Annotated in this window: 12 protein-coding genes; 11 read left to right on the plus strand and 1 reads right to left on the minus strand. The window is 57.3% G+C overall.

Annotated elements, in window-relative coordinates:
* The first annotated feature begins 1 nt into the window (after position 1).
* From BLU89_RS14410 to BLU89_RS14435, 6 genes are all read left to right on the plus strand, one after another.
* Complete coding sequence (locus BLU89_RS14410; protein WP_074737537.1) at positions 2-1114, plus strand: mandelate racemase/muconate lactonizing enzyme family protein; 1113 nt, start codon at positions 2-4, stop codon at positions 1112-1114.
* 183 nt (positions 1115-1297) lie between these two features.
* Positions 1298-1627: an L-rhamnose mutarotase gene (locus tag BLU89_RS14415; RefSeq protein WP_074737538.1), complete on the plus strand. Its 330-nt coding sequence runs from the start codon at positions 1298-1300 to the stop codon at positions 1625-1627.
* 3 nt (positions 1628-1630) lie between these two features.
* Positions 1631-2386 (plus strand): SDR family oxidoreductase, encoded by a 756-nt coding sequence (locus tag BLU89_RS14420; protein WP_074737539.1) that lies wholly within the window; start codon positions 1631-1633, stop codon positions 2384-2386.
* Between the two features lie 17 nt (positions 2387-2403).
* Positions 2404-3246 (plus strand): fumarylacetoacetate hydrolase family protein, encoded by an 843-nt coding sequence (locus tag BLU89_RS14425; protein WP_074737540.1) that lies wholly within the window; start codon positions 2404-2406, stop codon positions 3244-3246.
* An 18-nt stretch (positions 3247-3264) separates the two neighbouring features.
* Entirely contained in the window at positions 3265-4419 is a 1155-nt protein-coding gene (locus BLU89_RS14430; protein WP_074737541.1) for a fumarylacetoacetate hydrolase family protein, read from the plus strand.
* A gap of 10 nt (positions 4420-4429) precedes the next feature.
* The gene (locus BLU89_RS14435; RefSeq protein ID WP_074737542.1) at positions 4430-5941 is read left to right on the plus strand and encodes an aldehyde dehydrogenase (NADP(+)); all 1512 of its coding nucleotides are present in this window, start codon (positions 4430-4432) and stop codon (positions 5939-5941) included.
* Between the two features lie 7 nt (positions 5942-5948).
* Here BLU89_RS14435 and BLU89_RS14440 read toward each other — a convergent pair whose 3' ends face one another.
* The gene (locus tag BLU89_RS14440; protein ID WP_074737543.1) at positions 5949-7481 is read right to left on the minus strand and encodes a sulfatase-like hydrolase/transferase; all 1533 of its coding nucleotides are present in this window, start codon (positions 7479-7481) and stop codon (positions 5949-5951) included.
* 373 nt (positions 7482-7854) lie between these two features.
* On the opposite strand from BLU89_RS14440, the gene BLU89_RS14445 reads away from it, so the two are divergent.
* The 5 genes from BLU89_RS14445 to BLU89_RS14460 all read left to right on the plus strand — a co-directional run bounded on the left by BLU89_RS14445 (position 7855) and on the right by BLU89_RS14460 (position 12435).
* Entirely contained in the window at positions 7855-8658 is an 804-nt protein-coding gene (locus tag BLU89_RS14445) for an inositol monophosphatase family protein (RefSeq protein WP_074737544.1), read from the plus strand.
* 4 nt (positions 8659-8662) lie between these two features.
* The gene (locus BLU89_RS14450; protein ID WP_074737545.1) at positions 8663-10363 is read left to right on the plus strand and encodes a Na/Pi cotransporter family protein; all 1701 of its coding nucleotides are present in this window, start codon (positions 8663-8665) and stop codon (positions 10361-10363) included.
* Entirely contained in the window at positions 10360-10500 is a 141-nt protein-coding gene (locus tag BLU89_RS21570; RefSeq protein WP_176797710.1) for a hypothetical protein, read from the plus strand. Before BLU89_RS14450 ends, BLU89_RS21570 begins: the two co-directional genes overlap by 4 nt.
* Before the next feature lie 2 nt (positions 10501-10502).
* Positions 10503-11342, plus strand: coding sequence for an EamA family transporter (locus BLU89_RS14455; protein WP_074737546.1), 840 nt, complete (start codon positions 10503-10505; stop codon positions 11340-11342).
* 178 nt (positions 11343-11520) lie between these two features.
* Positions 11521-12435: a DeoR/GlpR family DNA-binding transcription regulator gene (locus BLU89_RS14460; protein WP_083347764.1), complete on the plus strand. Its 915-nt coding sequence runs from the start codon at positions 11521-11523 to the stop codon at positions 12433-12435.
* The last annotated feature ends 15 nt before the right edge of the window (positions 12436-12450 follow it).

Genomic DNA, 12450 nt, shown 5'->3' on the forward strand with positions numbered 1-12450 from the left:
TATGGCGAAAATTACCCGCGTAGAGATCAAGATGATCGACCTCGTGCCCAAGGTGAAGCGGATCGATGCGATTCAGTCCTTCGTCAGTCAGGAAACCCCGATTGTTATCGTGCATGACAGCGATGGGGCCCGGGGTGTCGGCTATACCTACACTATCGGAACGGGCGGGCCGTCGGTTGTTGCGCTGCTGGAGAAAACTCTGGCGCCCGCCTTGCTGGGCAAAGACCCGGAGCGCATTGAGCAGATCTGGCGGGATCTTCTTTACCTCACACACGCTACGGCGGTTGGTGCGATCACGTCACTGGCGCTGGCCGCAATTGATACCGCACTGTGGGACTTGAATTGCCGCAAAAAGCAGTTGCCTGTGTGGAAGGCTGCAGGCGGCGCGAAGGACAGAATGCGCCTCTACACGACCGAGGGTGGCTGGCTGCATTACTCGACCTCCGAACTGGTCGAGAATGCGCTGGCCGCAAAAGAGGCCGGGTTCAAAGGATCGAAAATCAAGATCGGCTCGGACCTGATCGCACAGGATCAAGCGCGACTGAAGGCTGTTCGTGACGCTGTGGGCGATGCATATGAGATCATGACAGACGGCAATCAAAGTTTCTGCCTTTCCGAAGCAATCCGCTGTGCCCGTATGCTACAAGAGCTGAACATCGCCTGGTTCGAAGAGCCGATCAAAGCAGACGATATTTCCGCGCATGTCGAACTTGCCCGCCACTCGGACGTTCCGATTGCGGTTGGCGAAAGCATGTATTCGATCAGCCAGTTCAAGGATTACATGCAGGCAGGCGCCGCTTCGATCATTCAGGTGGATGTGGCCCGGATTGGTGGGATTACCCCCTGGCTGAAGACCGCCCACATGGCCGAGGCGTTCAATATCGCGGTCTGCCCGCACTTTCTGATGGAGCTTCACCTGCCTTTGGTCTGCGCGGTGCCGAATGCCACCTGGCTTGAGCACATTCCACAACTTGATGGTGTTACCGGCTCTGGAATGAAGGTGGTGGATGGGCACGCTATCCCCTCGCAAGACCCGGGTCTCGGGATTGATTGGGACTGGGAGAAGATCTCGTCAATGGAGATTGTCAGCCATCATGTGAGCGAGGCCGCCTGAGTTTTAGCGTGACCTTGCGTGAAACCAATATCAATATGACCGAGGAAGCATGAACCGGTTTGCGAAATTTGCGACGACCACTGTCCACGCCTTATCTGGCAAGGGCTGTCGCCCGCCGACCGAATTGGGCGGGGTTCAAAACAGACCTGCCCGATTCCTTGTGGGCCGAATATGGAGGCTAGGATGCAACGCATGGGAATGATGATCGGGATCAAGCCCGAAAAAATAGACGAATACAAACGGCTACATGCGAACGCGTGGCCGGAGGTCTTGAAACAGATCCACGACAGCAACATTCGCAACTACTCAATCTTTCTGCGTGAACCTGAAAACCTGTTGTTTGGGTATTGGGAATACCACGGCGATGACTTCCAGGCCGATATGGCGGAGATGGCCAAAGACCCCAAAACTCAGGAGTGGTGGACGTTCACAGACCCGTGCCAGTCACCGCTGGCCTCTCGATCAGACGGTGAGCAATGGTCGATGATGCAGCAAGTATTCTACACGGACTGAACCATGACCGATGCACAGAAACTTAATCGACTTGAGGGGAAAACCGCCCTCATTACAGCCGCTGGTCAAGGCATTGGCCGCGCCACGGCCACGCTGTTTGCGTCAGAAGGCGCCCGGGTTCTTGCCTGTGATATCGACACCGAAGCCCTGACCAAGCTTTCTGAGATCAACGGCATCACCGCGTTCAGGCTTGACGTCACGGATGGGGCAGCAGTCGAACAGGCTGTCGCCGATCTGCCCAAGCTGGATGTGCTGTTCAACTGCGCCGGGTATGTGGCTGCAGGGTCCATACTGGAATGCCCGGAACGGGACTGGGATTTCAGTTTCGATCTGAACGTCAAGGCCATGTACCGCCTGATAAAACTGACACTGCCGGGGATGCTGGAGCTGGGCGGAGGTTCGATCATAAACATGTCCTCGGTTGCGTCTTCCCTGAAAGGTGTGCCGAACCGTTTTGCCTATTGTGCCTCAAAGGCTGCTGTTGTTGGGCTCACGAAATCGATCGCTGCAGATTTTGTCGCGCAGGGAATCCGCTGCAATGCGATTTGCCCCGGCACGGTGGACAGCCCAAGCCTGCACGACCGGCTTCGCGCCACCGGCGACTATGAACAGGCCATGACGGATTTCATAGCGCGCCAGCCAATGGGGCGGATTGGCACCTCGGATGAGATTGCCGAGCTGGCGCTTTATCTGGCGAGCGACGCCAGCAAATATACAACTGGTCAACCATTTGCCATCGACGGTGGCTGGACCATCTGATCTGGGAGAACCAAACAGTGAAACTTCTGCGTTTTGGACCTGTTGGCGCCGAGAAGCCCGGGTTGTTGGACAGCACCGGAACGATCCGGGATTTGTCAGCGGTCATCGGGGATATCGCTGGCGACAGCCTTGGTGATGAAGCCCTTGGGCAGATCCGTGAACTGGATCATGCCACACTACCCGAAGTCGGAGGCAACCCCAGAATTGGCGCCTGCGTAGGCAATGTCGGAAAATTTATCTGCATCGGTCTGAATTACGCTGATCATGCGGCCGAGAGCGGTATGTCCTTACCGGAAGAGCCTGTGGTCTTCTTCAAGGCGACATCCTCGATCATCGGCCCTAATGATACGGTCGAAATTCCGCGCGGTTCGGTCAAGACAGACTGGGAAGTCGAGTTGGGCGTCGTGATCGGAAAGACCGCCAAATATGTCTCTGAGCAAGACGCTTTGGAGTATGTGGCGGGATACTGCGTCGTAAATGACCTGTCAGAGCGAGATTTCCAACTCCACCGTTCAGGACAGTGGGTCAAAGGGAAATCCGCAGACACTTTTGGTCCGATTGGTCCTTGGCTGGTTACACGAGACGAGATCCCTGATCCGCAAAACCTGCCCATGTATCTGGACGTCAATGGCCGACGGTTTCAGGAGGGTTCAACCAACACCATGCACTTCGGTGTCGCAACAATCGTGTCTCACCTTTCGCAGTTCATGTCTCTTCAGCCCGGTGACATCGTTTCCACCGGTACGCCGCCCGGTGTGGGCATGGGTCAAAAACCCGAAGTTTACCTGAGGCCCGGCGACAGGATGGAGCTAGGAATTCAGGGGCTGGGCCTTCAGCGGCAAGACGTCGTGGCAGGATAAGTTAGTGGATCACACGATATGACAACAACCAATCTGCACAAGCTTTCGGGGTCATTTGTCGGCCGCGTGTGGGTGCCTGACATCGGCCCCGTTCTGGTATCGCTGCGCGGCAATTCCCTCTTTGATATTACGTCGCGTGAGGTTCCGACCATGCGCGATCTTTTCGAGATGGAAGACCCTGCGGCCTATGTCACGCAGGTAGATGGGAAAGAGTTTGCCAGCCTGGATCAACTTGAGGCGGAAAGCCTTGCCGCTGAAAGTGATCCGTCCAAACGCCATTTCCTGGCACCGAATGATTTGCAGGCGGTGAAGGCGGCTGGCGTGACTTTCGCCAGATCCATGGTGGAACGTGTGATCGAAGAACGTGCAGCAGGTGACCCCCAAGCTGCCGAAGCGATCCGCGCCCGTATCGGCGATCTCATCGGTGCAAGCCTGTCGAATATCGAGCCGGGTTCCAAACAAGCCGAGCAGGCTAAACAGGCGTTGATCAAGGAAGGTCTCTGGTCGCAGTATCTGGAAGTTGGGATAGGCCCGGATGCCGAGGTGTTTTCCAAGGCACAGGTCCTCTCGGCGGTTGGCTGGGGCGCGCCGGTTGGATTGCATCCGAAATCCGTCTGGAACAACCCGGAACCCGAGATTGTGCTGGCGGTGAACAGCAAGGGTAATATTCAAGGGGCCACCATCGGTAACGACGTGAATCTGCGTGATTTTGAAGGGCGATCTGCCCTGCTCCTCAGCAAAGCCAAGGACAACAATGCCTCGGCTGCGATCGGGCCGTTCATCCGGCTTTTTGATGGCGGCTATTCCATGGATGATATCCGATCTGCAGAACTGACCATGACGGTTACCGGCACCGACGGCTATGTTCTGAACGGTCAGTCCATGATGTCCAAGATCAGCCGTGATCCGGCCGATATCGTGGCGCAGACCATCAACGAGAATCATCAATACCCGGATGGCTTCATGCTGTATCTGGGCACCCTGTTTGCGCCGACGGATGACCGTGACGTGCCCGGGGAAGGATTCACGCACAAGATCGGAGACCGGGTGGATATCACGGCGACCGGTCTTGGGACATTGACGAACGATGTGCGGACAAGTGGCGATTGCCAGCCCTGGGCCTTCGGACCATCCGCATTCATGCGCAACCTTGCTGCGCGTAACCTGATTTGAGGACACCACAATGATAACAGGTAAACACTATATCGCGGGCGAGTGGCTGGAATCCGAAGGGCGGTTCTCGTCCACTCCTGTCACCGGAGGCGCTCAGGAATTCTGTGTAGGTACTCCTGCTTTGGTGGAGCAGGCCGCGGCAGCAGCGGAAGAAGCCTTTGAAGCCTATGGGGCCACATCGCGCGAGGCGCGTGCGACCTTTCTCGAACGGATCGCCGAAGAGATAGACGCGCGCGGCGACCAGATCACCACAACAGGCTGCGCAGAAACCGGCCTGCCCCAGGCGCGTCTGCAGGGCGAACGGGGCCGCACGGTTGGCCAGCTGCGGTTGTTTGCCAGCCATATCCGGGCCGGGGACTATCTGGATCGCCGACATGACGCCGCACTACCTGATCGCGTGCCTTTGCCGCGCCCAGAGCTGCGCATGGTTCAACGCCCGATCGGCCCTGTGGCCGTGTTCGGCGCCTCGAACTTTCCGCTGGCCTTCTCGGTCGCAGGGGGTGACACGGCAAGCGCTTTGGCAGCCGGATGCCCGGTCATTGTTAAAGGTCACTCGGCCCATCCCGGAACGTCCGAGATTGTCGCACAAGCCATTGCCGCTGCTGTTCAAGCCTGCGGCATGCCGAATGGTGTCTTCTCGCTGATCCAGGGAGGTCGCCGCGATGTTGGCGAGGCTTTGGTGCAACATCCCCTGATCAATGCGGTCGGATTTACGGGTTCGCTCGGCGGTGGCCGTGCACTGTTTGACCTCTGCGCTACGCGACCGATGCCTATTCCATTCTTTGGTGAGCTGGGCTCGATCAATCCGGTGTTTGTTTTGCCCAATGCGGCCAGGTCTCGCGCTGCCGAGATCGGCACAGCCTGGGCCGGTTCACTGATTATGGGCGCGGGCCAGTTCTGCACCAATCCCGGCGTTGTTTTCATTGAGGACAGTGCCGCTGACGCCTTCATCAATGCGGCCTCCGAGGCCCTCGCCGCGACGGATGAGCAGGCGATGCTGACCGACGGTATCGCCGAGGCCTATCGTTTGGGCGCCGCACAACTGCAGCAGATTGACAGCCTACGCGAGGTGGTTGGCGCCCCGTGCGATAGCCGCAGCGCGCTGCCCTATCTGTTCGAGACGACCCTCGACACCTGGCAATCCGAGCCTCATTTGGCAGAAGAAGTCTTTGGCCCGCTGGGCATCGTGGTTCGCGTTCCCTCGACCTCCGATTTCGCCGGAATCGCGCGCGGTTTTGCCGGTCAACTGACGGCTACATTGCAGATGGACGCCGCAGACACTGGGCTGGCGGCCAGCCTGCGCCCGATCCTCGAACGCAAGGCGGGTCGTATACTGGCCAATGGTTTCCCGACCGGCGTCGAGGTCAGCGATACCATGGTTCACGGAGGTCCGTACCCCGCTTCGACCAATTTCGGTGCAACGTCGGTGGGCACACTTTCCATCCGGCGCTGGCTGCGTCCGGTGTGTTATCAGGCGATGCCAGAAAGTATCCTGCCAGAGGACGCGATTGGGGCCTTCTGACAGGGAGCTAAGGGCGGCGCGGCCCGTCTGGTGTGATCATCCAGTTTGAAAGGGTTTTGTCCATTTTCCGCATCCGGTGACGCAGCATGTCGCGCGTCATACGTGCCAAAGTGGCCGCATGTTCAGGATGTTCGGCCACATTCTCCAGCTCTCCCTGCCCTTCGCCGTCGAATAATAACGGTGGCAGATCAGCGGCGAATTCGATCAGGGTGAAGCGGTCATCGCGCAGGATGCACAGGCAACTGTCCTCCAGACCTGTTTCAAGATCACGCTGCCAGCGCGTTGGGTTCAGCGGATCGGCGAAGTCCAGTTCCGAGAACGAATAGCGGCGCCAGTCGGTCGGCGGCATTGGAGTGGTGTCCTGAATGAACGGCATCAGCGAACGCCCGTTCATTGAATCTGGTATGACCTGACCAACCCAGTCGAGAATTGTCGGCACGATATCGATGGATTCCGTCGGCGCATTTACGCGCCTGCCCTGCCCTCCGCCGGGCATGTGGATGATCAGAGGGGTATGATATGCGGCATCATAAACCGACATTTTTCCCCAACTATGCCGATCCCCCAACATCTCGCCGTGATCGGCGGTCAGTACCAGCAATGTGTTGTCATACTGCCCGGTCTCTTTCAGGAAAGACACAACGCGGCCAATATGGTGATCCACCTCGGTCGCCAGCCCCAGATAGAGCGCGCGCAGCGTCTGCACCACTTCATCTGTCGGTTCGAGATCAGGGAAACCTTCGACGAACCCGGCAACGGTGCTGTTGGCGCGGGTGGGTGCGAAGAACGGATGCAGCGCTTCTTCGGCCTCGTGTGACGGCAGTCGCAATGGCATCGGCAGCGCAGCGGGGTCATACATCCGATTGTAGGGCGCCGGGGCAACCAACGGCGGATGTGGTCGCAGATAGGTGAGGTGTGCAAACCATCCCCGGTCATCCTGGGCATAGGCCGGCATGGTTTCCAGAAACCGGTCTGTCAGAAAGGCGGTGTCGCTATCCTCGGCCGCGTACATCGCGGGATCATTCAGTGCGGGTTGGCCGCCATCCGGCGCCACTGGTTTGAATACATCGAAATAGTTGTCAAACTCATATCCGCGGTTTTTCAGATGCGACCGCCATGGAAACGACATCTCCATCCGCATTTCCAGCATTTCCTGAAATCCGGCCATGTGGAATTCATAAGACCTGAGGGCTGGGTCATTCGCATCAAAAACACGCGGGTCTTGCGATGTATCGGTATATCCAAACAGCATCGGCAGATATCCGGCTTTGCGCATCTCGCTGGCGATGGTCGGTGTGTCGTAGCGTAAGGGTGTGCCGTTCCGTACGGAACGGTGGTTCATCGCGTATTGTCCGGTCAGTAACGAGGCACGCGATGGGCCGCACGGGTTGGTCACAGAAAAGTGCCGCGCGAAGGACACGCTGTCTGCCATTAATGCGCGCATATGAGGCAAATCAACATGGCCTTCCAGCGCTCCGAACAGGCAATCCGCCCGCATTTGATCGGTTATGATAAACAGAACGTTGCGTTTGGGTGTCATATCCCGGTGCTCCTGATCGCCGGATCGAATCTGGGTATCCGAAAGATTGTTCCTACCCGGATTGCGCTGCGGCACTGCCCGCTTTGCCCCAGTATTGTGGCAATTACCGCTCAAAATCCACAAAAATCGGCGCAATTCAACTAAAAACGGAACATTGTTGTTGAGTAAGTTGGTTTTTGTGGGTTAGTGTTGGTGTGCTGTACGGAGATCTGCGAAATTGATGCCTCAGATGTGCTGCGAAATGCGGCATCTCGCATTGACGATACAATCAAAAATGCCGGACGCAATGACGATCCGTTACACAACCCGTCGGTCCGTATCATGATGGCATCTCGGACCACTGCCCCGGTATCGCGATGAGGGATGAAACCAAATGCTGAATCCGCCCAACGCTGTTGTGCTCCCCGCCACCACTGCAGATATCGCGACCCACGCAACGGAAATCGCCCGTATCGCTGCAGATGCGGCGCGGGGGTATTTTCGTGGGCGGCTGGGGGTCGAGTTCAAGGCAGATGAAAGCCCGGTTACTCAGGCCGATAAGGGTGTAGAAGCTGTAGTGCGACAGTATCTGGCAGATCATTTCCCTGACGATGGCATTTTTGGCGAAGAACAAGGGTTCGAAGGATCGGACCGGCAGAATGTCTGGATCGTCGACCCCATAGATGGGACCCGCTCGTTCCTGTCGGGGCATCCACTGTTTGGCTTTCTGCTGGGATATCTCACCGATGGGGTGCCTCGGTTGGGTGTCATCGGTATGCCCGCGCTGGACGAGGTTCTGCTTGGTATGAAGGATCAGGGCGCATCGCTGAATGGCAAGCCCGTATCTGTCAGTGCAACGCGCCGGCTGAGCGATGCTGTTCTGTTCGTCAACGAAGGCGATAAGATTTACCGGGATCATCCGGCCCTATTCGACCGGCTGATGAAATCAGGCCAAACCCGCCGGTTTGCGTATGACTGTTACCCGCACGCGCTGCTTGCGATGGGCCATGTGGACGCGGTGATCGATTATGACTTGCAACCCTACGATTATCTGCCGGTGACTGCGGTCGTAGAAGCCGCAGGCGGGATCATGAGTGATTGGGACGGCAAGCCGCTGAATCTGAATTCGGATGGCCGAGTTATATCTGCCGCTACACCTCAACTACACGCAGAGCTTCTTGAATTGGTGAACGGATAACGGAATGGCAATTGTCAGTTTCCTCATAAGTCTGGCCGGCGCAACGATGCTGCTGCTTTATGCCGTACGTATGGTGCGCACCGGGATCGAGCGCAGCTATGGCGCGTCATTTCAGCGGGTGATGACGGGGCAGCGCAGTTATGCGCAGGCCTCGATGGTTGGCCTTGCGATGGCGATTGTGCTGCAAAGCTCGGCCGCGGTTGCATTGCTGACCTCCGGATTTGCGTCCGGTGGAATGCTGACCTTTTCAACCGGGCTTGCGATCGTTCTGGGCGGAGATCTGGGCTCGGCGCTGATCATTCAGGTGCTGTCGTTCAGACTGGACTGGCTGGTGCCGATGCTGCTTGCCGTCGGTGGCTACCTTTTCGTCAAAACCGAGGCCAAGAAATCGCGACAGCTGGGCCGTATTCTGATGGGTATCGCGTTCATCCTGATTTCGCTGCGCTTTCTGCGCGAGGCGATGGACCCGATCCGGGACAGCGCCTTTCTGCCCGCCATCGCCGAATATCTGGCACGCGACTACATCACCGCATTTCTGGTCGGCGGGGCACTGGCTTTCGTCATGCATTCTTCGGTTGCGGCAATCTTGATGTGCGTGACGCTGGTGCAGATCGGGGCGATCCCCTTTACCGCCGGCTTGTCGCTGGTGCTGGGCGCGAATTTCGGGTCCGCCTTTATCCCGGTCTGGTTGACCCGTGGCATGACACTTTCGGCCCGCCGCATCCCGTTCGCCAATCTGGCCCTGCGTGGCAGCTGGTCGATTGTGTCGCTGTTTGCCGCAAATCTCGCTTTGCGGGCCGGGGTGCTCGGAGATTTGCAAGGTGGCCAGATGCTGGTGAATGCGCATTTGGTGTTCAACACCTCGCTTCTGCTTTTGGCGTTACCCTTCTGCGGCATGTTGCGCGCTCCGTTCGAGAACTTGTTTCCTGACCCGAAAGGCAACGATAGCAATGCTCAGCCCGGGCAACCGATCAGTGCACTGGACTTCGATACGATCGGCAGGCCCAACCAGGCTCTTTCCAGCCTCAAGCGTGAGTTGTTGAGGATGAGCGACATGGTTGCTTCGATGTTCCGCCCCGCGCTGGAACTTTATCGCAGCGGGGACAAAGAACAGATCCGGGCAATCCGAGAGATGGATGCGGATGTAAACAACTGCCTGTCCGGTATCCGGAAATATGTCGCGGCGATTCCGGCAGATGCATTCGGCAAGGACAATGCCAAGGTCGCGCGGGATCTGATGGAATACGCCATCCGGCTGGAAACCGCAGGCGACGTGGTGGCCAAACGCCTGACCGTGCTGGCGGATGATATGCGCAAAAAAGGGGCCTCGTTCTCGAAAGAAGGCTGGTTGGAACTGGTTGAGATGCACGAGGGCATTCTGGCCAATCTGAAACTAGCCTCGAACGTGCTGATTTCGGATGATCTGGAAAGCGCCCGGCTTCTGAGCCTGGAAAAGACCGAAATTAAGCGGGCCGAGCGCGACAGTCGCAAGCGTCACCTGAAACGCCTGCAGCATGGCAGCGCGGAAAGCTTTGAGACCAGCGATATCCATCTCGAGACGCTGCGCGCCTTTCGCGAATTCAACAGCCATATCGCGGCAGTCGCCTATCCGATCCTGTATCGCAATGGACAATTGCTTGAAACGCGACTGATCGAGGAACTGCCGCAGATGGAACGGGATGCTGAAGCGGAGCTTAAACGGTGATCGGTCTAGTCGATATTGTGAAGGAGCGGGCAGGCCCCGAACCCGACAAAGGTGCGATCATCGATCCGCCCTGCGAAGATAGCCCGATCACATTCACAGAAGAAATCCTGACTGAGCAGTTTTCAAAGGCAATCTGACCGTGAGCATCGGCATCGTTCTCATAATTCTTGCCGCGGCACTGCTACATGCGATCTGGAACACCGTCGTCAAAGCCGCAACGGACCGGACCGTTACGCTGGGACTGGTGGCACTGGGTCATGTGATCCCAGGGGCGCTGATGGTGGTGGTGCTTCCGCTGCCCGAAGTCGAAAGCCTGCCATATCTGGCTGGCTCCACAGTCGTTCACTTCGGATATTTCTATATGCTGAATCAGGCCTATCGGCACGGTGATCTCAGTGTGGTTTATCCGATTGCGCGCGGAGTTGTCCCAGCACTGGTCGCGCTTTGGGCGGTGATCTTTGCGGGTGAGCATTTGCCGACACAGGCCTGGTTCGGGATCGCGGTGATTGCCATAGGAATCCAGATGTCCAGCTGGTCGGTTCTGAGACAGGGGGTCGGTCGGGCGTCGCTGGTTTTCGCGCTGGGGACCGGATTTTGCATCTCTATCTACTCGCTTGTGGATGGTCTGGGCGTACGGGTGTCGGGCAACATCCTGAGCTACTGGGCGTGGCATTCAGTGCTGCATATCTTTCTCGTCGGTTTCGTGGCCCTGCGCCGAGGCACCCAATTGTTGGCGCTGCCGTTGCGAACATGGGTTGTTGGGATTGCAGGCGGCATGGTGTCGATGACGGCATACGGCCTTGTGCTTTATGCCAAGAATTTTGCCCCGCTTGGGGTTGTGTCGGCTCTGCGCGAGACTTCGGTGATCTTTGCGGCCATGATCGGGTTTTTGTTCTTGGGCGAAGGCAACCCCCTGCGCCGGTTGCTTGCCGCAGTAATGATGGCGGTGGGCGTGACGATGATCGCACTGTCGTCGTGAATCTGTGTTGCTCTGCGTTGGTTGATTCTTGGGAAGGTCCATAAACCTGCCCGCCGGATCACAGCAATAAGCCGGTTGATAAGGCTAAATTGACCGAAAAAAGCAAAAAAACAAAAATTGTCGCAAAAGATTTACATTTATTGTGGATTTTTGCGCGGAAATATGACCGAGTTCAGATATGGATGATGACAGCATAACCATCCCACATCGCGGCAGAGAGTTGCTGGATGTACTTGCACGGCTGGGTGGTTCCGCACGCAACACTCAGATTGCTCAGATCATGGATGTCTCTGAGGAAACGGTTCGCCGACTGGTCAAGGCATTGGCGCGGGCGAACAAGGTCGAGCGTGTGCATGGCGGCACCTATCTGTCGCGCGCGCAGGATACGCCGATGTTCTCGGGCGCGCTGGAACACAATGCTGATGAAAAAACCGATATTGCCAAGCGTGTCTGCGGGCTGCTTGAAGATGAGATGGTGCTGTTTATCACCGTTGGGTCGACCATGACTCACGTGGCCGAGCAATTGCGCGAACTGCGTGGTTTGACGGTCGTCAGCAACTCATTGTCTGTTGTCGCGTCCTTGGCCGATCATAATGGCACCAGGGCGATTTTGGCGGGGGGCGAAGTGATCCGGTCCGAGCGGGGCAGCTTTGGTCGAGCAGCCGAAGAGCTGGCGTGCCAATACAGCTATGATGCGGTGATCTGCGGCGCTGATGCGCTGTCTCTGGTTGGTGGTGTATTGGCGTCCAATCCGCTTGAGGCTGATTTGATCCGCGCGTTGCGGCGAAACACGTATCGCATGATCGTAGCAGCGGATCACACGAAATTCGGCGCGAAAGCTGCTAACGTGTCCTGTCCGTTCGATAAGGTGACCGATCTGGTGACAGATGGCGCCCTGCCAGATGCATTTGTTCCGGTTCTCAAAGAGGCCGGGGTCAAAGCGCATATCGTCTCGCAATGCGAAACCGCAGGCAGCAAGATGGCCGCTGAGACCGGACGTGAAAGAGCAGCGCCGCGGAAACGAAAGAAGAACCGGGAAACAACAGATAGCAAAGCCGGAAAATCGGGTTCTCGGAAACGCAAAACGCAATAAAAATCCTAGGGAGGA

The sequence above is a fragment of the Ruegeria halocynthiae genome (assembly GCF_900106805.1).
In the GTDB taxonomy this organism is placed as follows: domain Bacteria; phylum Pseudomonadota; class Alphaproteobacteria; order Rhodobacterales; family Rhodobacteraceae; genus Ruegeria; species Ruegeria halocynthiae.

Bases quoted from the DNA above. Each gene is read 5' to 3' on its own strand.
- BLU89_RS14450 (WP_074737545.1), top strand. From the start codon at position 8,663: ATGGCAATTGTCAGTTTCCTCATAAGTCTGGCCGGCGCAACGATGCTG.
- BLU89_RS14420 (WP_074737539.1), top strand. From the start codon at position 1,631: ATGACCGATGCACAGAAACTTAATCGACTTGAGGGGAAAACCGCCCTC.
- BLU89_RS14440 (WP_074737543.1), bottom strand. From the start codon at position 7,481: ATGACACCCAAACGCAACGTTCTGTTTATCATAACCGATCAAATGCGG.
- BLU89_RS14460 (WP_083347764.1), top strand. From the start codon at position 11,521: ATGGATGATGACAGCATAACCATCCCACATCGCGGCAGAGAGTTGCTG.
- BLU89_RS14410 (WP_074737537.1), top strand. From the start codon at position 2: ATGGCGAAAATTACCCGCGTAGAGATCAAGATGATCGACCTCGTGCCC.
- BLU89_RS14435 (WP_074737542.1), top strand. From the start codon at position 4,430: ATGATAACAGGTAAACACTATATCGCGGGCGAGTGGCTGGAATCCGAA.
- BLU89_RS14430 (WP_074737541.1), top strand. From the start codon at position 3,265: ATGACAACAACCAATCTGCACAAGCTTTCGGGGTCATTTGTCGGCCGC.
- BLU89_RS14415 (WP_074737538.1), top strand. From the start codon at position 1,298: ATGCAACGCATGGGAATGATGATCGGGATCAAGCCCGAAAAAATAGAC.
- BLU89_RS14445 (WP_074737544.1), top strand. From the start codon at position 7,855: ATGCTGAATCCGCCCAACGCTGTTGTGCTCCCCGCCACCACTGCAGAT.